Here is a 26,240-nt window from a genome sequence, read left to right as displayed (position 1 = left end):
CCGTGGTGGTCAGGTCGCGCGGCCCGAATAGTGCCGCAGCGGCTCGTGGTGCTGCGAGCGATGCCACCCGACGATCAGCAGCCGGGCCGCTGCGATGATCCCGGCGGCCAGCACGAGCCCGGCCGCGATCATTCCGGCCTGCGACCAACCGGCCGCCGACACGTGGTCCGGGTGCTTGGCGACGGCGAAAGCGACGTGGGTGAGTCTGGCGATCAGGAACAGGCCGCCGATGCTGCCGAGGAAGACGGCGAGGCCGGCCAGTGTTCCGGGTGTCCGATCCGCGCTCATGGCGTCCTCCGGGATCGACGGGCCGCACGCGACGGGCGGTCCCTTGTGACAACCGGGATCGTAGGCTCCGGGTTCGGCCCCGACCATCCGGAGTTTCATGGAGGTGGCGCCGCGAAACAGAGGGGTATGCGCGAACCGGTCGCCTGGGCCATGATAGGGCGTGGCCCGTGTCCATCACGGCGCCGGGAGGACACACGATGCATGCGCCGGGATTTCTGGACGGGCACGACCGGCTGGTCGCCTTCGACGCGGAGACCACCGGCAAGCGCACCCCGGAGGTCGCCTTCATCCGCAAGCAGCCGCTCGGCTGGCGGGCGCCCGGCATCATGATCGAGGTCGGCTTCGTCGAGCTGCTGCGCGACGGTGCGGGCTGGCGCAAGGGCGAGACGTGGCGGACCCTGGTCAATCCCGATGCGCCGATCGACCCGGCCGCCATCAAGGTGCACGGCATCAAGCCGGCCGTCCTGAAGAACGCTCCGCGGTTTCCGGCGATCCTGCCGCAGCTGCGTGACTTCATCGGCGAGGCGCCGATCGTCGCCCACGCCTCCGAGAACGAGAAGAGCTTTCTCGATTACGAGTTCGCCCGGGCGAAGGCGATCGCCTGGGGCGAGAGCGCCTACGCGGCGGGGCGCTACGTGTGCACCCAGCGGCTCTACGCGCAGATCTTCCCCGGCGCCTCGACCTCGCTGACCGCCATGTGCGACCGCCTGGCGCTCGACGCCAGTGCCCGCGACGACCGCCACGGGGCGCTCCTGGACGCCGACATGACGGCCGACGCCCTGATCCTGCTCGAGCAGATCCTCAAGGGGGGCGGCAGCGCCGCGCCGCGGAGCTGGACCTTCGGTGGATAGGGGAGGCGCCGCCGCCCTGTGACGACGTCACAGACGGCCTCGCGCCGTCGGCCTATCGTGCCCGCCATCGAGTCGCCGGACCTCGTTGGCGGCGGACCGGCCCGAGGAACGAGATGACCGACGCCACGACCGCGATTGCGCCTGCGACAGCCGCCACCTCCACGGCGAGCCGGCTCGCCAACTTCCCGATCAGCTTCTTCGCCACCGTGATGGGCACGGCCGGCCTCTCGCTGGCGACGCACCGGCTGGAGCTGCTGCTCGGAGCCGGCCACCTCGCGAGCCTGACATTGGGTGCAGCCGCCGCGCTGTTGTTCGTCGCGGTCGCGGCCGTCTATCTGGCCAAGATCGCGCGTCACTGGGATGCGGTGGTCGCGGAATGGCACCAGCCGGTCCGGCTGAGCTTCTTTCCGACGGTCAGCATCTCGTTGCTGCTGCTCGCGCTGGTGGCGCTGCCGGTGGACCGCACGGCGGCCGGCATTCTCTGGACGCTCGGGGCGGTTCTGCATTTCGGCTTCAGTCTGTCGATCCTGTCGGTGTGGATCGGACATCGCCCGTTCGAGCCGCCACACCTCAATCCGGCATGGTTCATCCCGGCGGTCGGGAACATCATCGTTCCGCTCGCCGGCGTGCCGCTCGGCCATGTCGAGGTCTGCTGGTTCTTCTTCTCGTTCGGCGTGCTGTTCTGGATCGTGCTGATGGCGCTGGTGTTCAACCGGCTGATCTTTCACGATCCGATGACCGAGCGACTGCTGCCGACCCTGATGATCCTGGTGGCTCCGCCCTCGATCGGATTCCTGGCCTACTTCAAGCTCGACGGCGGGATCATCGACGCCCTCGCACGCTTCTTCTTCTATGCCGCGCTCGGGTTGTTCCTGCTGGTCGCCACCCAGGTCGGTCGCATGATGAAGATCAGCTTCGCGCTGTCCTGGTGGGCCTACTCGTTTCCGCTCGCGGCGCTCACGACGGCGTCCGCCGTCTTCGCCGAGGCGGTCGGCGGGTCGGTTCTGGTCGGCATCTTCGTCACCCTCTATGCCCTGCTGGCCACCGTGATCGCGATGCTGGTCGTGGCGACGGTCCGGGCGGTCGCCGGCGGCGAGATCTGCCGGCCGGAGCATTGACCGGCGTCGCTCCGCGTCCCGCTGCATGTCGCCGCCGGCTCGACCACCAGCGCCGCTGCGTGACCGGACCGTCGCGCCTCGACTTCGGACGCGGACCTAGTCGTCGTCCCGCGCCGGAGCGAGCCACGCGTCCGGCGGCGCCGTGCCCCCGGCGCCGAGCGAGCGCTGCACCATCACGACGTCGGTCCAGTGGCCGAACTTGTAGCCGACCGAGGGCAGGTAGCCGACCTGGCGAAACCCGCATTGCTCGTGCAGCCGGAGCGACGGCGCGTTGGCGGAATCGACATAGGCGATGATCTGACGATAACCCGCCGCCGCGCAGGCGTCGATCAGGGCCGGCAGCAGGACCTTGCCGACGCCCGAATGCAGATGGTCCGGGTGCACGTAGATCGAGTGCTTGACGGTGTAGCGATAGGCCGGCCGCTTGCGGAACAGCACCGCATAGGCGTAGCCCACCACGACCCCGCCGCGCTCCGCCACCAGATGCGGGAGCCGGTGCCGGCGCATGTTGCGCCGCCGGCGCTTCAGATCGTCCGGCAGCAGCACGCCGTCCTCGCCCAGATAGGACGGATCGAGGCCGCGCCGCACGTGGTGCCGGTAGATCGCCAGCATCGTCTCGATGTCGGCGTCGATCGAGGGACGGATCAGCGTCTGGTCGGACATCACGGTCATGAATTCTCCCGTCGCGCGCGTGAGGGACGGCCGCCGGCCGGCGTCGTCACTCGCGGACCACATAGGTGTGGAAGCGGATCGCGCCCGCGGCATCGACCTCGCGATAGATGCCCTGGATCTCCGCCTCGAAGCCCGGGAACAGGTTGGCGCTGCGCTCGAACGCCTCGAGATAGGCGATCATCGGACGCGCCCGGTCGTCCAGCCGCTCGCCCGGCACGATGGTGGCGATGCCGGGCGGATAGACGACGAACAGCGTCGTCGCGATCCGACCGTGGATCTCGCCGATCGGCAGGTAATCGACATTGTTGCGCACCAGGTTGCGGGCTGCCTCTGACGGCGTCATGGCCGGGCTGGGCAGGTGCTCCGCCGTGAACTGCGCCTTCTGCAACGCGCTGACATTGGCGGCGCGGAAGAACGCGTGCATCTCGGTGCAGAGATCGCGCAGGCGGACGCCGCGATAGCGGTGCGGACGCGCCGCCACGAACTCGGGCATCACGCCGTCGAGCAGCGCGTTGTCGTCGTGCAGCCGCTTGAAGGCGACGAGCGCGCTGACCAGCGTTCCGGCCTTGCTGGCCTCGACCCCCGGCGTGAGCAGGAACAGCAGCGAGTTGAGGTCGTTCTTCTCCGGCACGACGCGGTTCTCGCGCAGATACTGGGCGACGATCGGGGCCGGGATGCCGTGCGCCAGGTATTCGCCCGTCGCCCGGTCGAAGCCGGGGGTCAGCAGCGTCAGCTTGTTCGGATCGGTGATGGCGAAGCCCGGCGCCACGCGGGCGAAGCCGTGCCAAGCGGCGCCGGGCGCCAGCTCCCAGAACTGGGCGTGGCCGGCGAGCGCATCGGTCGCGAGGCTTTCCCACGCCACCTCGTGCACGCCGCCCGGGGAGGCGGCATCGGGCAGCCGCACCCGGTCCGGCACGAACGGATCGAAGAACCAGCGGCGCGCCGGGTCGGCCTCCTTGCGCTCGAATTCCGCCCGCACCGCCCGCAGCTTCTTTCGCAGCTCGATGCCCAGCCGGATGGTGTCGTCCCATAAAACCTCGCCGGACCGGCCTTTCATCATCTGGGCGCAGACGTCGATCGACGCGAACAGCGGATAGAACGGCGACGTGGTGGCGTGCTGCAGGACGCTCTCGTTGAACCGCCGATGCTCGACCCGCCGCCGCTGGCCGCGGATGTGCCGGTCCTTCATGTGGATCTGCGAGCCTTGCGAGAAGCTCGCGAGCTGCTTGTGGGTCGACTGCGTGGCGATGATGCCGGGGGCCTTGTCGCCCAGCTCCTGCAGGCCCATGGCGAAGCGGCCGGCATAGATCGGGTGGAACTTCATGAAGCCGGCCCAGGCCTCGTCGAACAGGATGTAGTCGCAGAGCGGGCCGAGGCGGGACAGGATGAACTGGGCGTCGTAGATGGTGCCGTCATAGGTACATTGCTCGATCACGGCCACGCGGAAGGGCCGCTCGCGCCGCCACGCCTGCGTGTCCGTCACCAGCGGATTCGTCCGGATCGCCTCCCGGATCGCGCCTTCCTCGAGGGCGTCCGGGTGGATCGGCCCGATCAGTCCGTGCGCGTTCCGGTCGGTCGGCAGGAAGATCGGAATGCCGCCGCCGAGCAGCAGGGCGCCGTGATGCGCGGCCTTGTGGTTGTTGCGATCGAACAGCACGAGATCGCCGTCGGCGACCAGCGCCCCGAGCACGATCTTGTTGGACGCCGACGTCCCGTTGAGGACGAAGTAGGTCCGCTCGGCGCCGAAGATCGCGGCGGCTTCCTTCTGGGCCTGGAGGGCCGGGCCTTCGTGGGTGAGCAGGTCGCCGAGCTCGAGCACCGAATTGTCGAGGTCGTCGCGGAACACGGCCTCGCCGAGATGCTCCTTGAAGATGCGGCCGATCGGGCTGCGGCTGTAGAAGATGCCGCCGTTGTGGCCCGGGCAGGTCCACAGCTGGTTGCCCTCCTCGGCGTAGTCCACCATGGCGCCGAAGAAGGGTGTCTTCAGCGTCTCGGCGTATTGGGTCAGGCGGCTGACCAGGTTGCGGGCGATGAACTCCGGCGTCTCCTCGGCCAGAAAGACGTAGCCGTCGATGAAGTCGAGCACCTCGACCGGCACGTCCTCGAAGCGCTTTCGGCGCACCAGCAGCACGATCGGCGTCTCCAGGCCGCGGCGCCGCATCAGGTTGATCAGCGACGCCGTCTTGCCTTCGAGCCCCTTCTTGCCCCAATCGACCACCAGGCAGCCGATGGCGGCGTCGGTCTTCACGGCCATCTCCGCGTCCTCGATCCGGCGGGCCCGGACGACCTGGAAGCCGAGCCGCTCGATGGCGCCGACGATCTGCTGGATGCGCAGCCCTTCGAGATCCTCGGAATCGAAGCTCGGGGCCGAAAACAAGAAGGTGAAGCGCTGGGAGAAGTTCATGGTGCTGCCGATCCGGAGGATGGGGGCCGCACCGTCCCGGCCCTCTACGACAGCCGTGTGACAGTCGGGGAGGGGGCTTCAAACAGGGGCCGGCGCCCCCCGGCGATCCGGCCGATTCCCCGGAATGGTACCGTTCTGGTAGCCTCGGCGAATCGGCCCGCGGCCGTTCCGGGGGGCGTCACGGGAGCCTGACCGTTGAGACTGCTGATCCGCCTGGTGCAGCGGGTGCTCGTCCTGGGGCTGGGCGTGCTCAGCGTCTGGCTGATCGTCTTCGTCGTCTTCGACACCGCCGACCAGCGGCTGCCCTGGACCCTCGCCGTGGCCGTCACCTACGGCCTGGCCGCCTATGTGATCCTGCCGCGGGCCGTGCGCACGGGGCTGAAGATCCTCCAGCGCAAGAGCATCCCGAGCTTCACCGTGACGGCCGACGGGCTGCCCGGCGACCCGGTCAATCTCGTCCTGGTCGGCACCCTGGCGCAGCTCCGCGCCGCCTTCGGGTCCGCCGGCTGGGCCGAGGCCGACCGGCTCGGGCTGGAGAGCTCCTGGCGGATGGCGCGGTCCTTCGTGCTGAACCGCCCGTATCCGACGGCCCCGTTCAGCACGCTCCATCTGTTCGGCCGCGGCCAGGACATCGGCTTCCAGAAGGCGATCGGCGACAGTCCGCGCAAGCGCCACCACGTGCGGTTCTGGGCGCTCAGCCTCGACCGCGCCGAGCTGCCGATGGCGACGGCCGATTTCTGGCTCAACACGGACCGGCCGCCCGAGGCCGACCGGGTGCTCTGGGTGGGGGCGGGGACCAAGGACACCGGCCTGTCGCTGACCCGGCTGACCTTCCAGATCACCCATGCGACCGACGACGACACCAACACCGAGCGGGACTTCATCGTCGCCGAGCTGACGCGGTGCGGTGCCGTCGACGAGGTGAGCTCGGTCCGATCCGGCGAGGCGCTGCCCATTCGGCGCGTCAACCACTACGAGGCCGACGGCGATGTGGCGGTCGCCCGGCTGACGACAGGCGCCGCGGCCATATCGGCCGCCCCGGCGTGATCAGCGGGCCCCGGAGGCGCTGATCGTGCCGGCCTGGAACTCGCGCAGCACCGCATTGCCGCGCGTCACCGCCGAGCCGAGCGCCGCCGCCGGGGTCTTGTCGCCGGCCAGCGCCTTCTCCATCTCGTCCTCGATGATGTCGCGGATCACCACATAGGAGCCGAGGCGCAGGCCCTTGCGGCCCGGCGCCGGCGGATCGAAGCCGATCTGACGGATCGGGATGTCGGCACCCGGATTGCGCTTGTAGAAGCCGTCCTTGCGGCCGAGCTCGTAGGCGGCGCGGCTGACCGGCAGGTATCCGGTCGTCTGGTGCCAGCGCGCCTGGACGGCCGGCCGCGACAGATAGGCGAAGAACTTCGCCACGCCCGCATATTCCTGGTCCGGCCGGCCGCGCAGCACCCACAGGCTGCCGCCGCCGAGGATCGGCGGACGCGGCGCCCCGCGCACGTCCGGCCAGTACGGCAGCGCGCCGACGCCGACCCGGAAGCTGGCGTTGTTGAACATCTCGGCGCGGGACGCCGACGAGCCGAGAAAGATCGCGCAGTCGCGGCCGAGGAACTTGGTCTCGGCCCGGGTGGCGCGGCCGGCATAGACGTAGATGCCGGCCTTCTGCCATCCGACCAGCGCCTCCAGGTGGCGAACCATCAGCGGATTGTCGATGGCGAGCTCGGCGTCGAAGCCGTCGAACCCGTTGCCGCGGGTGGCGACCGGCAGGTTGTGGATGGCCGAGAAGCTCTCGACATTGATCCAGGACGGCCAGTCGGTGGTGAATCCGCAGGTCTGCCCGGACGCCCGCAGCTTGCGGCCGGCCGCCTCGAGCTCCGGCCAGGTCGTCGGCGGCTTCTCCGGATCGAGCCCGGACGCCTGGAACTTGTCCTTGTTGTAGTAGAGGATCGGCACCGACGAGTTGAACGGGAACGACAGCATCTTGCCGTCCGCGTCGGTGTAGTAGGCGGCGACGGTCGGGATGTAGGTGCCGGGATCGAACGGCGCGCGCTCCTGCTTCATCAGCTCGTGCACCGGCACGATGGACTCGCGGGTCGCCATCATGGTCGCGGTGCCGACCTCGGCGATCTGCACGATCGGCGGGTGCTCGCCGATCCGGGTCGCGAACAGCGCCGCGATCATGGTCTGGGTGTAGAGGCCTTTGAACACCGGCACGATCTTGTAGTCGGGCTGCGACGCGTTGAAGCCGTTGACGATGTCCTCCAGGGGATAGGCGAGCTCGCCCGGCATGCCGTGCCAGAACTGGATGTCGAGGGCGGCGGCCGGCCGGCCCGCCAGCGCCACCGCCGCCAGGAGCAGGGCGGCGATCCGGGTCCATGTCGCTCTCAGTCCCACCGTGCTCTCCCCCTTGCCGGTCCGGCGACGACGGCCGGCCTCCGTGCCGGTCCCGGGCCGGCCGTGCCCGACGATCCTACAGGAGAGTGGGAGGCGAACGGAACTCTTCCCCACGGGCGCTCGTCGGCCGGCCGCGAGGGAGCCCGGCCGGGCCGGATCCCGCCCAGATGCTCAACATCCCGTCGCGCAAAAATCCTCCGCCCTTGCTACTCTCGCAGGCGGCTTTTAAATCCGCGTCGGATTTCCACGTGCCGATGCTTCAGTAGGATCTTGGTCCCATGTCATTCGATCGCATGTCATTCGACGACCCGCCTTCCGACGGTCGATTCCGGCCGAACCGTCGCCGTGTCCTGGTCGGCGCCGCCGCGGCCGGCGCCGTGCTGGTCGCCCCCGCCGTCGTCCGGGCCCAGGCCAAGGCGCTGAAGATCGCCGTCGTGCTGCCGCGCTCGGGGCTGTTCGCCGCCGCCGGCCAGGCCTGCCATCGCGGCGCCGTGGTGGCGCCGAAGGTGCTGTCCGATCTCGGCTACGCGGTCGAGCTCGTGCATGTCGACTCGGAGTCCAATGTCGACGTGGCGCGGACCCAGGCCGAGCGGGCGATCTCGGAGGGTGCGCAGTGCATCGTCGGCGCCTTCGAATCCGGTGCGACGCTGGCGATCGCCCAGATCTGCGAGCAGCGCAAGGTGCCGCTGATCGTCAATATCGGCGCGGTGCCGCAGCTCACCGAGCAGGGCTACGGCTATCTGGTGCGCAACTTCCATACCAACGTGATGGTGGTCAGCAGCGGTCTGCGGCTGCTGAAGGACCTGATGTCCGCTACCGGCGTGCAGTTCAAGAGCGCCGTGTTCGTGCACGCCAACGACACCTTCGGCACCGCGCAGCGCGCCGCCATGGACCGGCTGTTCCCGGCCGCCCAGATGCCGTTCCCGCTGCTCGACTCGATCGCCTTCGATCCGAAGGCCCAGGATCTCGCCGTCGAGGTGACCAAGATCCGCGCGCTGACGCCGGAGCTGGTGCTCGTCACCACCCGCTCCTCCGACGCCATCAAGCTGGTGCGCGACATGGTGCGCCAGCGTTTCGAGCCCAAGGCGATCATCTCGCCCGGCTCACCTGGTCTCTACGACGAGGAGTTCTACCAGGCGCTCGGGCCGCTGGCCGATTTCCACATCACCAATCTGCCCTGGGCCAATGCCAAGTCGCCGATCACCCGAGCGCTCGCCGCTGCCTTCAAGACCGCGCATCCGGCCAACCGGTTCGAGGTCGACTGCTTCAACGCCGGCTTCACGTTCGAGGCGATCATGATCGCAGCGAACGCGTTCAAGCGCGCCGGCACGGCCGACGGGCCGACGCTGATGCAGGCCGTCAAGGCGACCGACATCGCCGATCACGTGATGACGGGCGGTCCGATCCGGTTCGACGAGAAGGGCCAGAACAACAACATCCAGGCCGCCGTGGTGCAGAACCGCAACCGCACCCCGACCGTCGTGCTGCCGCCCGAGTTCGCCGTCGCCGCGCCGGTGGTGCCGATGCCGTCCTGGCAAGGGCGCTCGTGAGGTCGGCGGTGACCCGGGCGATGTAGGTCGAGCCGCCGTCGGTGACCGAGACGGTCTGGGGCAAATCGGTGTAGCGGCTCGCGCGGCTCGCTTGCTCGACCTCGGTCGAGGGCGCTGGAACGTCGTTCGTGAAAGCGGAAGGAGCGCGTGCCGCGACGTCGTCACTGCGCCGGTGATCGGGGCGGGGCGCCCGATGCGTTCCTGCTGCCGAGAATCCGACGGTCGGCGATCCCGCGGGCGCGGCGTCTACCCTGAGTAAGCAGGCTCCGCGTCGTCGCGCCGCGGTTCGGAGGCGAGTCGGCGCCCAGCAATAAATGCGCGAACGCGGGTCGGTCTCGGTGACAAGAGGTGCGGTATTAAGATAGCTTCGATGACCTCGTCGGCATGATCTGGTTCGGGCAGGAGCCCACAGCGAGCGCTGCGGGCGGATGACGGTGGGGTGGTTCAAGTGCACGCCGAAGTGTCTTCGAAGGCCGGCAGGCTGAAGGTCGTCGCATGCATTCTCGGTGCGGCACTGATTGTTTCCGGTTGTAACGAGAGAAACCAATACGCGGCGCCGCCGCCCGCCAAGGTGACTATCGCCATGCCGACCGTCATGCCGGTGACGCTCCATGCCGAGTTCACCGGCAACACCGCGCCGGTCTCCTCGGTCGATCTCGAGGCGCGCGTGCAGGGCTTTCTCGAGTCCATCGGGTACCGGGACGGCGAGGCGGTGCGGAAGGGCCGGGTCCTGTTCCAGATCGAGAAGGACCAGTATCAGGCCCAGGTGGATCTGCAGAAGGCGCAGCTCGACAGCGCCAAGGCCAAGCAGGCGAACGCCCAGCGGGAGTTCGACCGGCAGTCCACCCTCGGGCAGCGCGAGGTCACCAGCCAGCGCAGCGTGGACGACGCCCGCACCAATCTGGACACGGCGAACGCCCTGGTCGCGGCGAGCGAGGCCAACCTGAAGCTCGCCGAGACGTCGCTCGCCTATGCCACCGTGCAGGCGCCGTCGGACGGCGTGGTGACGCGGCATCTGGCCGATGTGGGCGCCCTGGTCGGATCGTCCGGCCCCACCAAGCTCGCGACCATCCTCCAGGTCGACCCGATCTACGTCTACTTCAATCTCTCCGAGCAGCAGCAGATCGACCTGCGCGATTCGCTCGCCCGGCAGGGCAAGACGCTGCGGTCCCTGCGCGAGGAGGAGCAGACTCTGCCCATCACGGTCGCCCTGTCGGCCGACACGGCCTTCCAGTACGCCGGCAGGATCGACTACATCGCCCCACAGCTCGACGCCGCGACCGGGACGCTGCAGATGCGTGCCGTGCTGGAGAACAAGGCTGTGAATCTCGTGCCCGGGCTGTTCGTTCGCGTGCGGGTGCCGATCGGTAAGATCGACGAGGCCCTGCTGGTCGACGACACCGCCGTGATGTCGAACCAGACCGGCAGCTACGTGATGGTGGTCGGGAACAACAACGTGGTCGAGCAGCGGCCGGTGACCACCGGACCGGTCGAGGGCCAGCTGCGCGTCGTCACCAAGGGACTCGCGGCGGGCGACAAGGTGGTCATCGGCGCGGTCCAGCGCGCCGTCGCCGGCAACACCGTGACCCCGGTTGTGGGGGCCATGGCGGCGGCGCCCGATGCGGCGAAGCCCGCCACCGCGGCGTCCGGATCCGCGACCAGCCTCGACAAGACCAAGCCCTGACCCACCGGTCGCCACGAGGCTGTGCCATGTTCTCGCGCTTCTTCATCGAACGGCCGGTGCTGTCCAACACGCTGGCGTTTCTGATCGTCCTGGTCGGCGCGCTGGCCCAGATGTCGCTGCCGGTTTCGCAGTATCCCGACGTGGTGCCGCCCACCGTCTCGGTGACGGCGACCTATCCGGGCGCCAGCGCCCGCACCGTGATGGACACGGTGGCGCTTCCCATCGAGCAGCAGGTCAACGGCGTCGAGGGCATGATCTACATGCAGTCGACCAGCGCCAGCGACGGCAGCTACAGCCTGGTCGTCACCTTCGACATCGGCACCGATCCCGACATGGCCCAGGTGCTGGTGCAGAACCGTGTCTCGCTGGCCACCGCCCAGCTGCCGAGTGCGGTCTCCACCCAGGGACTGAACGTCAAGAAGAAGTCGACGGCGATCCTGCAGTTCGTGAACCTGTACTCGGCGGACGGCCGCTACGACAACCTGTTCCTGGCCAATTACGCGAAGATCAGCATCGAGAACGAGCTGGCCCGCCTGCCCGGGGTCGGCGACGTCTCGGTGCTGGGCTCGGGCTCCTACGCCATGCGCATCTGGCTCGATCCGGAGCGGATGCAGGCCTACGGCCTCACCCCGAGCGACGTCACCTCCGCCATCCAGCAGCAGAGCACCGAGGTGACGGCCGGTCTCGTCGGCGCGCCGCCGACCCCGTCCCAGGTGAACTTCCAGTACGTGCTCAACGTCACCGGGCGCTTCGACGACGCCAAGGACTTTCAGGACATCGTCGTCAAGGTGATCCAGTCGGGCGGCGGCAGGATCGTCCGCATCCGCGACATCGGCCGGGTCGAGCTCGGGGCCGCCTCCTATGGCCACACCGCAACCCTCGACGGCAAGCCGTCGGCCGCGATCGCCATCTCGCAGCTCTCCGGCGCCAATGCACTGACGGTCGCCGAGAGCGTCGGCGCCAAGATGAAGGAGCTGGCGAAGTCGTTCCCGCCCGGCCTCGACTACAAGGTCTCCTTCGACAGCACCAAGTTCGTCACCGCCTCGATCGACGAGGTCTACGAGACGCTGCTCATCGCGGCCGCGCTGGTGCTGGCCGTCATCCTGGTCTTCCTCCAGGACTGGCGCGCCATGCTGGTGCCGGCGACCACGGTTCCGGTCACCATCATCGGTGCCTTCGCCGCCATGGCGTTGCTGGGCTACACGATCAACACGACGAGCCTGTTCGCCCTGGTGCTCGCCATCGGCATCGTCGTCGACGATGCGATCGTCATCGTGGAAGGCGTGGCCCGCCACATGGAGGACGGGCTGTCGAGCCGCGAGGCGGCCGTCAAGGCGATGTCGGAGCTGTTCGGCCCGATCATCGGCATCACGCTGGTCTTGATGGCGGTGTTCCTGCCGGCCGCCACCCTGCCGGGGCTGACCGGCAAGATGTATCAGCAGTTCGCCCTCGTGATCGCCGCCACGGCCGTCATCTCGGCCGTCAACGCGGCGACGTTGAAGCCGACGCAATGCGCGCTGTGGCTGCGCAAGTCGGTGCCGCCCGAGCAGCGCAACGTCTTCTTCCGGGCGTTCAACGCGGTCTACGGGCGCTGCGAGACCGTCTATGCGGCGCTGGTGCGCCGTCTGGTGGCGTTCGCCGTCCCGACCACGGTGGCGGGGCTCGCCTTGATCGGCCTGTCCTTCTACGGCATCTCGTCGGTGCCCACCGGCTTCCTGCCGAGCGAGGACCAGGGCTATCTCATCATCGCCGTCAACCTGCCGGACGCCGCCTCGGCGGCGCGCACCGAGCGGGCCGTGGCGCAGGCCGTGGAGGTGGTCCGGAAGACGCCGGGCGTCGAGAGCGCGATCGGGGTGTCGGGAATCTCGCCGCTGGACAACAATGCGACGCTCTACAACACCGGCATGCTCTACGTGGTGCTGGAGGACTGGAGCAAGCGCACGTCCCGGGAGCTGAGCATCGAGAGCATCGCGGCGCGGCTGCGCACGGCGCTGGAGGGGATCGACACGGCGACGGCGCAGATCCTGATGCCGCCGCCGATCCAGGGCGTCGGCAACAGCAGCGGCTTCACCATGATGGTGGAGATGAAGGACGGCAGCTCCGACTTCGTCGCGCTCCAGAACGCCGCCGAGCAGCTCGCCGCCAACGCCGCGACCCAGACGGGCGTCGCCCACGTCGCCTCGACGTTCAAGAGCAAGGTGAAGCAGCTCCGGCTGGTGGTCGACCGGGTCAAGGCCGAGACGCTGGGGCTCTCGGTCGGACAGGTGTTCTCGGCGCTCGAGTCCTATTTCGGCTCCACCTACGTCAACCAGTTCACCAAGTTCAACAACGTCTTCCAGGTCTATGTGCAGGCCGAGGCCGCCTTCCGACTGCAGCCGGACGACGTGCTGAAGCTGAAGGTCAAGGGCGCGGGCGGCCAGATGGTGCCGCTCGGTACGGTGGCGCGCTTCATCGACGAGGTGGGGCCGCCCTTGATCACCCTCTACAACCTGTATCCCGCCGCGACCGTGGTCGGCAGCCCGGCGGCCGGATTCAGCTCCGGCGAGTCGATGACGCTGATGAGCCAGATCGCCGCGGCATCGCTGCCGCCGTCGATGGGCACGGCGTGGACCGGCATGTCCTATCAGGAAGCCGTGGTCGGCAACCAAATCTACTATGTGTTCGCCGTGGCGCTGCTGCTGGTCTATTTCGTCCTGGCCGGGCAATACGAAAGCTGGCTACAGCCGCTGGCCGTCATTCTCGCGGTGCCGCTGACGCTGCTCGGTACCGTGGCGGCGCTGCAGATCTCGGGTTTGCCGAATGATCTCTACACCCAGATCGGCATCGTCCTGCTCATCGCACTCGCCGCCAAGAACGCCATCCTGATCGTGGAGTATGCTCGCGAAAAATGCGCCGGCGGCCTGGAGCCGGCGGCGGCCGCCGTCGAGGCGGCGCGGCTCCGCTTCCGCCCGATCCTGATGACGTCGTTCGCCTTCATCTTCGGCATGCTGCCGCTGGTGTTCGCCTCGGGGGCCGGCGCCGGCGCCCGCGTGTCGCTCGGCGTCGCCGTGGTGAGCGGCATGCTCGCCTCCACGGTCCTCGCAGTGCTGTTCGTGCCGCCGTTCTTCACGGTGCTGCACCGGCTCGACACGCGCCGCGTCGCGCGAGCCGCCGTGCCGTCCGAGAACCGCTCGGTCGCCTGACGCGGTCGCAGACCCGAAGGCCGCGTCGTCAGGCGGCCTTTCGGATTCCCCAGGCGGGGAACGGGTCGGGCAGCGTCGCCCAGGTGTCCGGCGAGAAGGTCTCGGTCTCGACGAGGCAGCGGTCGAGCATCGCCGAAATCCGGGTGCGGTTCATGGTGCCGAGCGTGCCGATGAACACCAGCTCCTGGCGGCGGTCGCCGAAGACCGGGTCCATCTTGTCCCGCATCCGGGCCTGCGTCTCGTCGTCCGCCGGCCAGTGCTTGCGCGGCACTGCCGCCCACCAGAGTCCCAGGCCGCGGGTCGCGACCATCGCGCCGGCGAGGCTGAACTCGCCGGCCCAGTCGGGCCGGGTGGCGAGCCAGAAATGACCCTTGGCGCGGATCACGCCCGGCAGCGGTGTCTGCAGGAACTCGTCGAACCGCTCCGGAACGAGCGGCCGGCGGGCGCGCCAGACGAAGCTGGTGATGCCGTATTCGGCGTCCTCGGGGACGTGCTCGGCATGGCCGTAGAGCTCCTTGAACCACAGCGGGTGCTGGTGGGCGCGAGTGAAGTCGAACAGGCCGGTGTCGAAGATCGCCGCGGGCGCGACGCGCCCGTGGTCCGCCTCGATCAACCGCGCGTCGGGGTTCAGGGCCCGGACGATGTTTTGCGCGGCCTCGCGCTGCGCCGGCGTCGCGTCGGACACCTTGTTCAGCAGCACCATGTCGGCGAACTCGATCTGCTCGACCAGCAGGTTCACCAGCGTGCGCTCGTCGTCCTCGCCGGCGGTCTCGCCGCGGTCGGACAGGAAGTCGGTCGAGGAATAGTCCTTGAGCAGATGGACCGTGTCGACCACCGTGACCATGGTGTCGAGCCGGGCGACGTCGGAGAGGCTCTCGCCCGTCTCGTCCCGGAACTCGAAGGTCGCCGCCACGGGCAGCGGCTCGGAGACGCCGGTGCTCTCGATCAGCAGGTGGTCGAAGCGCCCCTCCGCCGAGAGCCGCCGGACCTCGCGCAGAAGATCGTCGCGCAGCGTGCAGCAGATGCAGCCGTTGGTCAGCTCGACGAGCTTCTCCTCGGCCCGGCTCAGCGAGGTCCCCTCGCGGACCAGGTCGGCGTCGATGTTCACCTCGGACATGTCGTTGACGATGACCGCCACCCGGCGGCCCTCGCGATTGTTGAGCACGTGATTGAGCAGCGTCGTCTTTCCGGCCCCGAGAAAGCCGGACAGGACGGTGACGGGCAGGCGGGTGTCGGTCATGGGAACCTGACGTAACGTTATATTATAGCATTTTGTAGCGCAGATGGCTCCCGGAGACAAGCGCCCGCTGTGTCCGCCGAGGGCGACGATCTCGGGTCAACGACCGGGGTCGGACTGGCGACGCGGGGCGGAGGCGGTCGCCGTCATCCAGCGGCCATCTGTTCGGCCATGTCTCCTACGACACGGAAACCCGGCGCGAAGCGCCACGGGGCCGGCCGGACGCTACAGTCCGGAGAAGACCTGAATCTCGGCGGCATCGTCGTGATGACATGCGAATCCGGTCTCCCGGTCGCGCAGCAGAGCGGGAACGAATCCGCGGGCCGAGGAGGTCTCGTGTCCCGGGCGCGGCGCGGCGGCGAGGCGTCATGCCTCCAGTTCCGGCGGAAACGGCGTCGGCTCCCACAGCGTCTCGATTTTCAAATTCTTGACGGTGATCGCCTCCCATTCGTGCAGCAGGGCCGCCAGGCCCGACCGGTCGTCGGCCTCGAGCCGGGCGCACAGCTCGCGGATGCGCTGGTACTTTGCTCGCCCCTCTTCGTCGTAAGCCGGATCGTCTCTAAATCGATCCACATTCTCATCGCGGAGGGCGCGCGCGGCGTCGAGATTACCGAGCGCGACTTCAATGACGATTTTGACATGAGGCCAGTCGAAGAGCTTATGGCGGAAATAGTGCCTGGAGACGAACGCGAGATAATCGTCCAACGAGACGATCCTCCGCAGCACCGGCAAGGCATGCGTCTCGATGGCCTCGGTCATTGCAAGGGCCAAGTCGGCGTCTGTCACTTTCCAGGACCCGGGTGTTTCCGATCGCTCGTTGAGGAGCAGCTCGCCCCAGTCGAGCGGAAGGAAACGTCGTGCTTCGAATAGATGGCAAACGGCCCATCGCGGCCTGAACTTGTTCGGATCGAGTTGACGATCGATCAGCACGACGCGCGCAAGATGATGGACGGGCTTCACGTAGATCCACCGCCCTGCGAGGCCGAGATCCGCATGGCGATCGAGTAGTGGCCGTACGAGCGTCCTCACCTGAGCGATCGTCGTCATCGCCGTGGTCGCACCTCTGTCACGATGATGCTCGGGGTTCCATGATAATAGAATTGGACGTTGCCGCAAAGGAGGTCTCGTGTCCCGGGCGCGGCGCGCCGGCACGGCCCTCACGCTTCCAGCTCCAGCGGAAACGGCGTCGGCTCCCACAGCCTCTCGATCTTCAAATTCCTGACGGTGATCGCCTCCCATTCGTGCAGCAGAGCCGCGAGGCCCGGCCGGTCGTCGGCCTCGAGCCGGGCGCACAGCTCGCGGACACGCCGATATTGCGCACGGCTTTCATCGTCGTGTGCGGGATTGTCACCCCATCTGTCGATATAGGCATCGCGGAGCGCACGCGCGGCGTCGAGATTGCCGAGTGCGACGTCGACGATGATCTTGACGTCCGGCCAGTCGAACAAGTGGTGGCGGAAATAGTGTCCGGAGACGAACGTGAGATAGTCGTCCAACGAGACGATCCCCCGCAGCACCGGCAAGGCATGCGTCTCGATGGCCTCGGTCATTGCAAGGGCCAAGTCGGCGTCTGTCACTTTCCAGGACCCGGGTGTTTCCGATCGCTCGTTGAGGAGCAGCTCGCCCCAGTCGAGCGGAAGGAAACGTCGTGCTTCGAATAGATGGCAAACGGCCCATCGCGGCCTGAACTTGTTCGGATCGAGTTGACGATCGATCAGCACGACGCGCGCAAGATGATGGACGGGCTTCACGTAGATCCACCGCCCTGCGAGGCCGAGATCCGCATGGCGATCGAGTAGTGGCCGTACGAGCGTCCTCACCTGAGCGATCGTCGTCATCGCCGTGGTCGCACCTCTGTCACGATGATGCTCGGGGTTCCATGATAATAGAATTGGACGTTGCCGCAAAGGAGGTCTCGTGTCCCGGGCGCGGCGCGCCGGCACGGCCCTCACGCTTCCAGCTCCAGCGGAAACGGCGTCGGCTCCCACAGCCTCTCGATCTTCAAATTCCTGACGGTGATCGCCTCCCATTCGTGCAGCAGGGCCGCGAGGCCCGGCCGGTCGTCGGCGTCGAGGCGGGCGCACAGCTGGCGGACGCGCCGATATCGCGCACGGCTCTCATCGTCGTGTGCGGGATTGTCACGCCATCTGTCGATATTGGCATCGCGAAGCGCACGTGCTGCGGCGAGGTCACCGCGTGCGACATCGACGATGATCTTGACGTCCGGCCAGTCGAAAAGCTTGTGGCGAAACGTGTGCCCGGACACGAATGCAAAATAGTCTTCGATCGACGTCACCGATCGGAGCCTCGGGAGCGCCTGCTCATCGATTGCTTCGATCAGAGCGTCCTGGATATGCGGCTGAGACATCAGCCAAAGTCCGGGACGGTGAGAGCGTCTGTTCACAACGAACTCACTCCAGTCGAGTGAGAACGTGCGACGAGCTTGAAACAAATGAATCACAGCCCATTGAGGTTCGATCTCGTCGGCGTAAGCCGTCCTGCCGATCAGGACAGCACGTGCAATATGCCGAATGGGCTTCAAAAAGATCCAACGAGCGACGAGCGCGAGATCCGCATGTCGCTGGAGCAGCGGATTGACGATCTTTTTTGTCTGCGCTGCGGTCGTCATCTACGCGGCTTGACCTGGGTGACAATGATCTTCTCGGTTCCCGGGTAATAGTACTGTACCGAACTCGCCAATTCGATCATGCGGGCTTTGCTGAGTCCACCCCGACCCGTCTTGATATCGTAGATGCAGACAGTCCCAGTGCCTGGGTTCTCATAGACATCGATCCGCTTCGTCCCCCGTACGCCGTAATCCTCGATCTCCGATTTGAGCAAGGACAACTCTGCCCTGAAGTTTGGGTCTCGTGGCGCACTCGGCGGACTGGTATCGGGCCCGTTGATCTCTCGCTTGATCCGCAGGTGAACGGCCGTCCCATATTGCGCCGCGCTCGGATAGGCGCCACGGTCGATTGCCTCGGCCGACTGGTCCGTGATGCTCTGAACCTCCGAATGCCTTGGGCAAGCGTCGTCGACTTCGTCTCTGGTCAGCTTTCCCACCCAGATCGCCGTGCTGTCCCTGTCTTCTCCCGGGGCAAAGGCGCCGGCACGAAATCCGATAACCGCGGTCTCGGACGTCGAATTGCGAGTCGACATCCACGTGTACAGCACCAACGCCGCTTCGACCGCTGCGGCGGCCGGATGGGGGACCGGGACGTAATACGCAGGTTGAACGAAGGCCTGCGCCTCCGGACCGTCGCTGGTCCAGGCAGTCCGGCTTTCGACCTGGCCGGTGCCGTCGAGGATGCTCTGGGTCGCACCGGAGGTCTGGAACGTCGTCGCGGTCCCGTCGGCCGCGATGACGGTATGGCGCTCGTCCCAAAGAGACCCGTCGCGCGGGGACGCAAACTCCGATCGGATCGCACTGCCGTCGCGGTTGAAGACCGCCTGCGCGGCGAGCGAGCCGTCCTCCCGATACAGGTCGACGTGGGATTCCCACGGCTGCTGCCCGGTGTCGTCGCGAACGACCTGGAGTGCACTCCGGCCGGGGCCGCTGCTCGGCTCTCCGTCCTCCGGACGCGACCCGTCGTCACGTTCGCCACTCGTCCACTGCCCCCCATCGGGACGGCCGGCCGGGACACGCGGCTGGTCCGGATTGAACCCGGCCTTCTGTTCGGCGGCGATGTGCTCGACGAGGGCGAGTTGAACCCGCCGGAACGCCAAGTTCGATTTGATCCTGAGCCACTCGGCGCGTCGACGCGGGCCAGGGGGCAGCAGTTCCGCCAACCCCAACAATACCTTCTCGGCGGCGACCAGTGACTTGTACCGGAGGATCTGGTCGGTGAGGTCGCGAGGGGTGGTCATGATCCGTGCCTCGGTTGATCATGACAATATTCCTAAGCGTGAAGCCCTAGCTCGTCAAGGAATATATTCCTTCAGAATTGACGCGGACCCTCCCTGCTGCATTCGCGCCTGCCCCCATCCACCGCCATGACAGCAACGCCGGATGACAGTCAGCGTTCGCGGCGATAGCCTAGTTCCATGCCGGCGGGGCCCTGGACGGACGAGGAAAACGAGCTGATCGTCGCGGATTATTTCGCGATGCTGGCCGAGGAGATCGCCGGGCGCGGCTACAACAAGGCCGAGCGCAATCGCGGCCTGCAGGCCCGGATCGGCCGCTCCCGCACCTCTATCGAATACAAGCACCAGAACATCAGCGCGGTGCTCAAGGGGCTCGGGGAAGCGTGGATCCCGGGCTACAAGCCCGCCTTCAAATTTCCAGATGTCGCTGGTCGAAGGGATCGTGCGGTGGCTGGCGCGCCATCCGGGATGGCTCCACCGGCTGCCCGACGGCGCGGCGTCCGGACTGCGCGAGCCGGCCCCGCTCTGGATCGGGCCGACCCCGACGCTCCGCGATCGGCCCCCGCCGGAGGAGCTGGAGCAGATCCTCCACATCGCCCGCAAGTTCGACGTGGCCGGCCGCGACGAGCGCAACGCCGCGCTCGGCAAGGCCGGCGAGGAGCGCGTGCTCGACCACGAGCGGGCCAGCCTGGCCACGCTCGGGCGCCACGATCTGGCGCGTCGGGTCCGCTGGGTGTCACAGGAAGACGGCGACGGAGCGGGCTACGACATCGCCAGCTTCGCGCCGGACGGACGTCCGCGCCTGATCGAGGTGAAGACGACGAACGGATGGGAGCGCACGCCGTTCCACATCACCCGCAACGAGCTGGCCGTGGCCGAGGAGCGGCGCACCGAATGGTGCCTTCTCCGGCTCTGGAACTTCTCGCGCGATCCGCGGGCGTTCGAGCTGCGCCCGCCGCTCGACGCCCATGTGAGCCTGACCGCCACCTCGTTCGAGGCCGGGTTCGACGCGGTTCCGCGCTGACATCCAGGTCAGGCGAACACTGGCCGGGTTCATCTCGGGAGCGACCAACCCCTCACCCCCGTCCGGCCGGCCCCCCGAGGCCCATCGGGGCGGGGGTGGCGGCGACGATGGCGGAGAACAGGGCGTCGAACTCGCCGTCGCGGCCGCGCCAGGGGTCGGCGTTGGCCGCGAAGGCGGCGTCGACGGCGGCGCGGGCGGCCGGGGCGAGGCGCGCCTCGAGCAGCGGCAGGAGGCGGCTCTCCTCCAGCTCGATATGGGCCCATTCGAAGGACAGGTAGCGCCCGACCACCGCGGCGAAGCGCGCGAAGCCGGGATCGCCGACGGCCTGCCAGTGGATCAGCGCCATGCCGAGCTCCTGGATGTGCGCCTCGCCCGCCTGGTGCTGCGCCTCCAACTCGTCGAGGATCGGCTCGACCTCCGGGCAGGCGGCCCGCACCAGCGGGAACAGCACCTCGTCCTCCTTCGGATGATGGCTCTCCTCCGGCACCCGGACGATGTAGTCGACCAGCATGGCGAACAGCCGGAAGTCCGGCGCGAAGCGGCCGGCCCGCACGCCCGCCACCGTGAACTCCATCGCCCGCAGCACCGCGGCGAGCGCCCGGTGCTCGTCGCGGATGATGTCGATCGCCTTCATGCCTCCCCCCTCGCGACGAGCGCCGCCGTGGTCCCGCCGCGCGGCCCTCCGCCAGTGGCGCCGAGCCAGCCGTCGAGCCGCTGCGGGTCGTCGATCAGCGTGCGGCTGTCGCCGGAATAGACGGCGCGGCCGCGCTCCAGCACCAGGGCGCGGTCGGTGAGCGGCAGGATCTGATGGGCGTGCTGCTCGACCAGGATCACGGCGAGGTCGCCGGTCTCGGTCATCCGGCGGATGATGCGGAACAGCTCCTGGACGATCAGCGGCGCCAGCACCCTCCATCGGCTCGTCGAGCAGGAGCAGGACCGGATCGAGCATCAGGGCACGGGCGATCGCCAGCATCTGCTGCTCGCCGCCGGAGAGCTGCCCGCCCATGTTGGCGCGCCGCTCCTTCAGCCGCGGGAACATGGTCCAGATGCGCTCAAGCGTCCAGCGGCCGCCGACCGCGACGGCGGTGAGGTTCTCCTCGACGGTGAGCGAGGGGAAGATCTCGCGCTCCTGCGGCACCCAGCCGAGACCGGCCAGCGCCCGGCGGTGGGTCGGCATCGCCGCAAGATCGCGGCCGGCGAAGCGCATCGCGCCGCCGTGCACCGTCGTCAGTCCCATCAGGGTGGCGAGCAGCGTCGTCTTGCCCATGCCGTTGCGGCCGAGCAGCGCCATCGCCTGGCCGCGGGCGAGCGTGAAGGAGACGTCCTCCAGCACGACGGCGTCGCCGTGGCCGGCGACCAGGCCTTCGACCTCCAGCAGCCTGTCAGGCATGGTGGGTCGCCTCGCCCAGATAGACCTCGCGGACGAGCGGATGGGTCGCCACCACGTCGGGCGTGTCCTCCAGCAGCACGGCGCCGGAGACCAGCACCGAGATGCGCTCGGCGAAGCGGAACACCAGGTCCATGTCGTGCTCGATCAGCAGGATCGTCATGTCGCGCGGCAGCTCCGCCAGCGTCTCGAACAGGGCGCGGCTCTCGCGGGTGGGCACGCCGGCGGCCGGCTCGTCGAGCAGCAGCACGCGCGGCCGCACGGCGAGCGCCAGCGCGATCTCGATCAGCCGCTGGCGGCCGTAGGCGAGATCGCGGGTGCGGCGATGGGCGACGTCGGCGAGACGCAGCGTCTCGATCAGCCGGGCCGCCTCGTCCAGCACCTCGCCCTGGGCGCCGACCGGTGACCAGACGCGCCAGCCGACGCCGCGCCGCTCGCCGACCGCGAGCGCGACGCTCTCCAGCACGGTGAGATCGGCGAACAGCCGGTTGATCTGGAACGTCCGCGCGAGGCCGCGGCGGACGCGCCGGTGCTGGCCGAGGCCGGTCACGTCCTCGCCGGCCAGGAACACGGCGCCGGCCGTCGGCGCCAGCACGCCGGTGAGCAGATTGACCAGCGTGGTCTTGCCGGCGCCGTTCGGCCCGATCAGCGCATGCCGGGCGCCGGGCGCCAGCGTCAGCGAGACGTCGTCGGTCGCCGTGAAGCCGCCGAAGGTCTTCACCAGGTTGCGGGTGTGGAGGGCCGGCGCGGTCATGGCTCGGTCTTCTTGCGCGCGAGAAGGCGCTCGAACGGGTCGATCGCGCCCATGATGCCGTTGCGGGCGAACAGCACGATGCCGATCAGCACCAGGCCGATCCACATCTGCCAGTATTCGGGGTCGATGCCGGCGAGCACGTGGTGGAGCGTGACGAACACGATCGTCCCGATCAGCGCGCCGTAGAGCCGCCCGGCGCCGCCCAGCACCAGGATCAGCAGAATCTCGGCCGAACGCTCGAAGCCGAGCACGTCGATGGAGACGAACTGGGTCGTCTGGGTGAGCAGCGCTCCGGCGATGCCGGCATAGGTGGCGCCGAGCACCCAGGCGGCGGCGAGCCGTGCGTCGACCGAGACGCCGAGCGCCGGCATGCGGGCCGGGTTCATGTGGAGCGCACGCAGCGAGAGGCCGAACGGGCTGTGCACGATCCGTCGGGCGATCAGGAACAGCACGAGCAGGACGACGACCGCGTAGACATAGGCGGTCTTGCCCCACAGGTCGAAGCTCCACAGGCCGAGGATCGGTGTCATCTCGATGCCCTGCAGCCCGTCGACGCCGCCCGTGAGGTCGGTCGCCTTGTTGGCGGCCTCGAACAGCATCATGCCGATGCCGATCGTCACCATCAGCCGGGTCAGGCCGGTGCCGCGCAGCACGGTCGGCGCCGTGACGAGACCCGCGAGCGCCGCGACCGCGGCGGCGAACAGAAGCCCGAGCAGCGGATCGCCGATGCCGAGCTTCGCCGCCAGGAGCCCGGCCGCATAGGCGCCGACGCCGAAGAAGGCGGCGTGGCCGAGCGTGACGATGCCGGCATAGCCGAGCACCAAGTCGAGCGACAGCGCGAAGATCGCCATGATGGCGATCTGGGTGAGCAGCGCCAAATCCTCCGGGAGCAGGAACCAGGCGGCGACCGGCAGCAGCCAGACGGCGAGCTCCGGCCAGCGCGGCCGCGCCGCGCGGCGCAGCGGCGCGAGATCGACCGTCGCTGGCGCGGGTGTCGCGGCGGCTGCGTCGGGCCCTGGCGACAGGCTGTCCGGCGATCGGCTGTCCATCGGCGGCCTCATCGCGTCCCGAACAGGCCCTGCGGCCGAACGATCAGCATCACCACCATCACGGTGTAGATGATGAAGGCGCCGACCTGCGGCACCCAATATTTTCCGGCGACGTCGCAGACGCCGATCAGGACCGCGGCGAGGAGCGAGCCGCCGATGCTGCCGCTGCCGCCGACCGCGACGACGATCAGGAAGTAGACCAGGTAGCGCAGCGGGAAGCTCGGATCGAGGCCGAGCAGCTCGACCCCGACGGCGCCGCCGAGACCGGCGAGGCCGGAGCCGATCGCGAACGTGATCACGAAGACGCGGTCGACGTCGATGCCCATGCCGCGCGCGACGGCGGGCTTGTCGACCGCGGCACGCAGCCGCGCGCCGAACCGGGTGACGCCGATTGTTCGGTGCAGGCCGAAGGCGACGAGAAGGCCGAGGACGACCAGGAAGGCGCGATAGAGGCCGATATCCACGCCGGCGATCGTCACCTGACCCTGCAGCCAGGAGGGCAGGCGGATCGGCTGCTGCTGTGGCCCGAACCCCCAGCGCGCCGCCGCCATCGCCACGAACACGACGCCGATGGTGAACAGCACTTGGTCGAGCTGGGTCGCGCCGTAGAGACGGCGGAACAGCGTGCGCTCCAGCACGGCGCCGGCCGCCGCGGCGGCGAGCGCGGCGAGCGGCACGGCGAGCAGGAACGGCACGCCGTAGCGTCCCGTCGCCACCACGCAGACATAGCCGCCCAGCATGGCGAAGACACCGTGGGCGAGGTTGACGAAGTTCATGAGGCCGAGCGTGACCGACAGGCCGACGGCGATCAGGAACAACAGCATGCCCGAGGCTATTCCGTCGAACACGACGGTCATGGCGGTCTCCTGCCGGTCAGTACGGCGTCCGTGCCGCCCGGCGCTTCGCTCGCAGGGCGAGGCGCCGGGCCGTGTCGCATCCGCGCGCTCTACTGCTTGGCAGGATCCTTCACCTTCTCGAACTTGTCGAACTCGACATTGACCAGCTCGCCGTTCACCTTCTCGGTCTTGCGGATGTAGACGGTCTGGACGATGTCGCGGGTCGCCGCGTCGATCTCGATCGGGCCGCGCGGGCTCTCGAAGGAGAGGCCTTTGAGCGCCTCCATGACCTTGGTGCCGTCGAGGCTGCCGCCGGTCTTGGCGAGCGCGAGGTCGAGCGCCTGCATCCCGTCATAGGCGGCGACCGCGAAGTAGCTCGGCCGCAGCTTCTTGCCGGAGACGCGGTAGATGCCCTCGATGAACGCCTTGTTCTTCGCGGAGTCGTGTCCGTAGGAGTAATGGTGCGACGTGATCAGGCCGAGCGCGACGTCGCCGGTCGCCTCGAGATAGCTGTCGTCGGTCGCCTCGCCGGTGGCGATCAGCTTGATGCCGGCCTCCTCGAGGCCGCGCTCCTTGGCGGCCTTCAGGAAGGCGGGCGGCAGCACGCCGGACGGAAAGAAGAAGAACACGGCCTGCGGCTTCTCGTCCTTGATGCGCTGGACGTAGGCGGAGAAGTCCGGGTTGGAGAGCGGCGTGCGCACCTTGCCGACCACGGTGCCGCCGGCGGCCGTGAACGCCTTCTCGAAGGCGGTCTCTGAATCGGCGCCCGGGCCGTAATCGGAGACGACCGTGTAGACCTTGGTGATGCCGTTCTTCACGGCCCAGCGCGCCATCGGGTCCGACACCTGCTGGACCGTGAAGGACACGCGCGCCACGAAGGGCGACTGGGTGGGGATGGCCGAGGAGGAGGCGTTCATCACGATCGCCGGAATCTTCGCCTCCTTGGCGACGGCACCGACCGCGAAAGCGTTGGGGCTGAAGTCGAGCCCGGCGAAGAAGTTCACCTTGTCCTTCACCACCAGCTCCTGGGCCAGCCGCTTGGCGAGGTCGGGCTGCGCGCCGGGCGCGTCCTTCTTGATGATCTCGACGGGACGGCCGGCGAGCTTGCCGCCGTGCTCGGAGAGCCACAGCGCGATGCCGTCGTCGAACTGCCGGCCGTAATCGGCATAGGGGCCCGAATAGGAGGCGATCACGCCGATCTTGATCGGCGGCTCGGCGGCCGGTGCGACCGTGGTGGCGGCGATCGTGATCGCCGCAGCGACGGCGGCCGGCATGGTGCCGGCGATCAGGCTGAACTTCATCAAGGTCGAGACTCCCGTTCGAAGGCCCGCACCCGCGGGGGTGGCGACGTGGGGTGGTACCGCTCAGTGTCTCCCGAATGCGTCTTCCTCGCATCGGCGGCTGTCGCCGCTCTCTAGGTTCGGCTCGCGCCGTTTCACCCGATCCGACACAGATCGGCGAGACCTCCGTCGTGACGGCGGGCGCGCTCGGGATCGATCGCCGGGCGACCGATAAGCAATCGCCGTGCCGCCATGTGATCCTGCGGCCAGCCGACCGAATCCACCGCGGCGAGCCGGCCGTCGCGCAGATGCAGGAGCGAGAACCTGCCGGCCGCCGGATCGCCGCGCAGCACGATGTCGTCGTCGGGATGCGAAAGCCCCGCCATCTGGATCCGCGTGTCGTACTGATCCGACCAGAACCACGGGACGGCATCGTGCACGATCGGTCGGCCGACGAGTGCGGCGGCCGCCACGCGCGCCTGATCATGGGCGTTCTGCACGGATTCGAGAAGGGTCGGGGCGCCCGGCGTCGCGGCCCAGATATTGGGATGGCGCGCGCAGTCGCCGGCGGCGGCGATCGCGGGGTCGCTGGTGAGCCCGTGCGGGTCGACCAGACGCCGATCCGCCGGACCTGCTTCTGTCGAGCCATCACGACGACGTCCAGCCGCGGTT

At 68.4% G+C, this 26,240-nt stretch carries 21 protein-coding genes and 2 pseudogenes; 7 read left to right on the top strand and 16 right to left on the bottom strand.

Features of this window, described 5'->3' with window-relative positions; genetic code table 11:
- Window positions 1-9 precede the first annotated feature (9 nt).
- Window positions 10-288, bottom strand: a complete 279-nt coding sequence (locus CH341_RS02060; protein ID WP_111417369.1) for a hypothetical protein — start codon at window positions 286-288, stop codon at window positions 10-12.
- A 197-nt stretch (window positions 289-485) separates the two neighbouring features.
- Here CH341_RS02060 and CH341_RS02055 point away from each other — a divergent pair, with 197 nt between their 5' ends.
- Both CH341_RS02055 and CH341_RS02050 read left to right on the top strand, forming a co-directional pair.
- Window positions 486-1,139 carry a 3'-5' exonuclease gene (locus CH341_RS02055; protein WP_111417368.1) on the top strand — a complete coding sequence of 218 codons (654 nt, stop codon included), beginning with the start codon at window positions 486-488 and terminating at the stop codon, window positions 1,137-1,139.
- 113 nt (window positions 1,140-1,252) lie between these two features.
- Window positions 1,253-2,257: an SLAC1 anion channel family protein gene (locus tag CH341_RS02050; RefSeq protein ID WP_111417367.1), complete on the top strand. Its 1,005-nt coding sequence runs from the start codon at window positions 1,253-1,255 to the stop codon at window positions 2,255-2,257.
- 96 nt (window positions 2,258-2,353) lie between these two features.
- On the opposite strand, the gene CH341_RS02045 is transcribed toward CH341_RS02050, so the two are convergent.
- Window positions 2,354-2,929, bottom strand: a complete 576-nt coding sequence (locus CH341_RS02045) for a GNAT family N-acetyltransferase (protein ID WP_111417366.1) — start codon at window positions 2,927-2,929, stop codon at window positions 2,354-2,356.
- Window positions 2,930-2,975: 46 nt separating this feature from the next.
- Window positions 2,976-5,333, bottom strand: coding sequence for an Orn/Lys/Arg family decarboxylase (locus CH341_RS02040; RefSeq protein WP_111417365.1), 2,358 nt, complete (start codon window positions 5,331-5,333; stop codon window positions 2,976-2,978).
- 195 nt (window positions 5,334-5,528) lie between these two features.
- Between CH341_RS02040 and CH341_RS02035 the strand changes: the two genes are divergently transcribed.
- Window positions 5,529-6,380, top strand: coding sequence for an LssY C-terminal domain-containing protein (locus CH341_RS02035; RefSeq protein ID WP_111417364.1), 852 nt, complete (start codon window positions 5,529-5,531; stop codon window positions 6,378-6,380).
- On the opposite strand, the gene ugpB is transcribed toward CH341_RS02035, so the two are convergent.
- The gene (gene ugpB, locus CH341_RS02030) at window positions 6,381-7,721 is read right to left on the bottom strand and encodes a sn-glycerol-3-phosphate ABC transporter substrate-binding protein UgpB (RefSeq protein WP_111417363.1); all 1,341 of its coding nucleotides are present in this window, start codon (window positions 7,719-7,721) and stop codon (window positions 6,381-6,383) included. It abuts the gene before it with no gap.
- A 278-nt stretch (window positions 7,722-7,999) separates the two neighbouring features.
- On the opposite strand from ugpB, the gene CH341_RS02025 reads away from it, so the two are divergent.
- From CH341_RS02025 to CH341_RS02015, 3 genes are all read left to right on the top strand, one after another.
- Window positions 8,000-9,271 carry an ABC transporter substrate-binding protein gene (locus tag CH341_RS02025; protein WP_111417362.1) on the top strand — a complete coding sequence of 424 codons (1,272 nt, stop codon included), beginning with the start codon at window positions 8,000-8,002 and terminating at the stop codon, window positions 9,269-9,271.
- Window positions 9,272-9,854: 583 nt separating this feature from the next.
- Complete coding sequence (locus CH341_RS02020) at window positions 9,855-10,955, top strand: efflux RND transporter periplasmic adaptor subunit (RefSeq protein WP_245430826.1); 1,101 nt, start codon at window positions 9,855-9,857, stop codon at window positions 10,953-10,955.
- Between the two features lie 26 nt (window positions 10,956-10,981).
- A complete protein-coding gene (locus CH341_RS02015) occupies window positions 10,982-14,137 on the top strand; it encodes an efflux RND transporter permease subunit (protein WP_111417360.1) in 3,156 nt (1,051 codons plus the stop codon).
- A 28-nt stretch (window positions 14,138-14,165) separates the two neighbouring features.
- Here CH341_RS02015 and CH341_RS02010 read toward each other — a convergent pair whose 3' ends face one another.
- From CH341_RS02010 to CH341_RS01990, 5 genes are all read right to left on the bottom strand, one after another.
- Window positions 14,166-15,377 (bottom strand): GTP-binding protein, encoded by a 1,212-nt coding sequence (locus CH341_RS02010; RefSeq protein WP_111417359.1) that lies wholly within the window; start codon window positions 15,375-15,377, stop codon window positions 14,166-14,168.
- A 363-nt stretch (window positions 15,378-15,740) separates the two neighbouring features.
- Window positions 15,741-16,421 (bottom strand): hypothetical protein, encoded by a 681-nt coding sequence (locus CH341_RS33565; protein WP_146604344.1) that lies wholly within the window; start codon window positions 16,419-16,421, stop codon window positions 15,741-15,743.
- 110 nt (window positions 16,422-16,531) lie between these two features.
- On the bottom strand, window positions 16,532-17,212 hold the full coding sequence (locus tag CH341_RS33560; RefSeq protein ID WP_146604343.1) for a hypothetical protein: 681 nt from the start codon (window positions 17,210-17,212) through the stop codon (window positions 16,532-16,534).
- A gap of 110 nt (window positions 17,213-17,322) precedes the next feature.
- Complete coding sequence (locus CH341_RS33555; RefSeq protein ID WP_146604342.1) at window positions 17,323-18,003, bottom strand: hypothetical protein; 681 nt, start codon at window positions 18,001-18,003, stop codon at window positions 17,323-17,325.
- Window positions 18,000-19,241 carry a hypothetical protein gene (locus CH341_RS01990; RefSeq protein ID WP_111417355.1) on the bottom strand — a complete coding sequence of 414 codons (1,242 nt, stop codon included), beginning with the start codon at window positions 19,239-19,241 and terminating at the stop codon, window positions 18,000-18,002. The genes CH341_RS33555 and CH341_RS01990 overlap by 4 nt, the downstream gene beginning before the upstream one ends.
- A gap of 418 nt (window positions 19,242-19,659) precedes the next feature.
- Here CH341_RS01990 and CH341_RS01985 point away from each other — a divergent pair, with 418 nt between their 5' ends.
- Window positions 19,660-20,262, top strand: coding sequence for a protein NO VEIN domain-containing protein (locus CH341_RS01985; protein ID WP_245430825.1), 603 nt, complete (start codon window positions 19,660-19,662; stop codon window positions 20,260-20,262).
- 52 nt (window positions 20,263-20,314) lie between these two features.
- Here the strand turns inward: CH341_RS01985 and CH341_RS01980 are convergent.
- The 7 genes and pseudogenes from CH341_RS01980 to CH341_RS01950 form a co-directional block, all read right to left on the bottom strand.
- Window positions 20,315-20,878: pseudogene (locus tag CH341_RS01980) on the bottom strand (hemerythrin domain-containing protein); the annotation flags it as partial.
- A 14-nt stretch (window positions 20,879-20,892) separates the two neighbouring features.
- Window positions 20,893-21,652 (bottom strand): annotated as a pseudogene (locus CH341_RS01975) (ABC transporter ATP-binding protein).
- Window positions 21,645-22,403 (bottom strand): ABC transporter ATP-binding protein, encoded by a 759-nt coding sequence (locus CH341_RS01970; protein WP_111417353.1) that lies wholly within the window; start codon window positions 22,401-22,403, stop codon window positions 21,645-21,647. The pseudogene CH341_RS01975 and the gene CH341_RS01970 overlap by 8 nt, the downstream one beginning before the upstream one ends.
- Complete coding sequence (locus CH341_RS01965; RefSeq protein WP_111417352.1) at window positions 22,400-23,452, bottom strand: branched-chain amino acid ABC transporter permease; 1,053 nt, start codon at window positions 23,450-23,452, stop codon at window positions 22,400-22,402. The genes CH341_RS01970 and CH341_RS01965 overlap by 4 nt, the downstream gene beginning before the upstream one ends.
- Before the next feature lie 8 nt (window positions 23,453-23,460).
- On the bottom strand, window positions 23,461-24,309 hold the full coding sequence (locus CH341_RS01960; protein ID WP_111417351.1) for a branched-chain amino acid ABC transporter permease: 849 nt from the start codon (window positions 24,307-24,309) through the stop codon (window positions 23,461-23,463).
- 89 nt (window positions 24,310-24,398) lie between these two features.
- Entirely contained in the window at window positions 24,399-25,589 is a 1,191-nt protein-coding gene (locus CH341_RS01955; protein WP_111417350.1) for an ABC transporter substrate-binding protein, read from the bottom strand.
- 134 nt (window positions 25,590-25,723) lie between these two features.
- The coding region (locus tag CH341_RS01950; RefSeq protein ID WP_281021327.1) for an oxidoreductase C-terminal domain-containing protein at window positions 25,724-26,240 on the bottom strand (517 nt) is incomplete at its 5' end.

The organism is Rhodoplanes roseus (assembly GCF_003258865.1).
Lineage (GTDB): Bacteria > Pseudomonadota > Alphaproteobacteria > Rhizobiales > Xanthobacteraceae > Rhodoplanes > Rhodoplanes roseus.
The sequence above is the reverse complement of the archived record's forward strand: the minus strand, read 5'-3'. Positions and strand labels throughout refer to the sequence as shown.

Coding starts and splice junctions, on each gene's coding strand:
- CH341_RS01970 (WP_111417353.1), bottom strand. CDS start 22,403: ATGACCGCGCCGGCCCTCCACACCCGCAACCTGGTGAAGACCTTCGGC.
- CH341_RS01960 (WP_111417351.1), bottom strand. CDS start 24,309: ATGACCGTCGTGTTCGACGGAATAGCCTCGGGCATGCTGTTGTTCCTG.
- CH341_RS01965 (WP_111417352.1), bottom strand. CDS start 23,452: ATGGACAGCCGATCGCCGGACAGCCTGTCGCCAGGGCCCGACGCAGCC.
- CH341_RS01955 (WP_111417350.1), bottom strand. CDS start 25,589: ATGAAGTTCAGCCTGATCGCCGGCACCATGCCGGCCGCCGTCGCTGCG.
- CH341_RS02060 (WP_111417369.1), bottom strand. CDS start 288: ATGAGCGCGGATCGGACACCCGGAACACTGGCCGGCCTCGCCGTCTTC.
- CH341_RS02020 (WP_245430826.1), top strand. CDS start 9,855: ATGCCGACCGTCATGCCGGTGACGCTCCATGCCGAGTTCACCGGCAAC.
- CH341_RS02055 (WP_111417368.1), top strand. CDS start 486: ATGCATGCGCCGGGATTTCTGGACGGGCACGACCGGCTGGTCGCCTTC.
- CH341_RS33555 (WP_146604342.1), bottom strand. CDS start 18,003: ATGACGACCGCAGCGCAGACAAAAAAGATCGTCAATCCGCTGCTCCAG.
- CH341_RS01990 (WP_111417355.1), bottom strand. CDS start 19,241: ATGACCACCCCTCGCGACCTCACCGACCAGATCCTCCGGTACAAGTCA.
- CH341_RS02015 (WP_111417360.1), top strand. CDS start 10,982: ATGTTCTCGCGCTTCTTCATCGAACGGCCGGTGCTGTCCAACACGCTG.
- CH341_RS02025 (WP_111417362.1), top strand. CDS start 8,000: ATGTCATTCGATCGCATGTCATTCGACGACCCGCCTTCCGACGGTCGA.
- CH341_RS33565 (WP_146604344.1), bottom strand. CDS start 16,421: ATGACGACGATCGCTCAGGTGAGGACGCTCGTACGGCCACTACTCGAT.
- CH341_RS02040 (WP_111417365.1), bottom strand. CDS start 5,333: ATGAACTTCTCCCAGCGCTTCACCTTCTTGTTTTCGGCCCCGAGCTTC.
- CH341_RS33560 (WP_146604343.1), bottom strand. CDS start 17,212: ATGACGACGATCGCTCAGGTGAGGACGCTCGTACGGCCACTACTCGAT.
- CH341_RS01985 (WP_245430825.1), top strand. CDS start 19,660: ATGTCGCTGGTCGAAGGGATCGTGCGGTGGCTGGCGCGCCATCCGGGA.
- CH341_RS02045 (WP_111417366.1), bottom strand. CDS start 2,929: ATGACCGTGATGTCCGACCAGACGCTGATCCGTCCCTCGATCGACGCC.
- CH341_RS02010 (WP_111417359.1), bottom strand. CDS start 15,377: ATGACCGACACCCGCCTGCCCGTCACCGTCCTGTCCGGCTTTCTCGGG.
- CH341_RS02050 (WP_111417367.1), top strand. CDS start 1,253: ATGACCGACGCCACGACCGCGATTGCGCCTGCGACAGCCGCCACCTCC.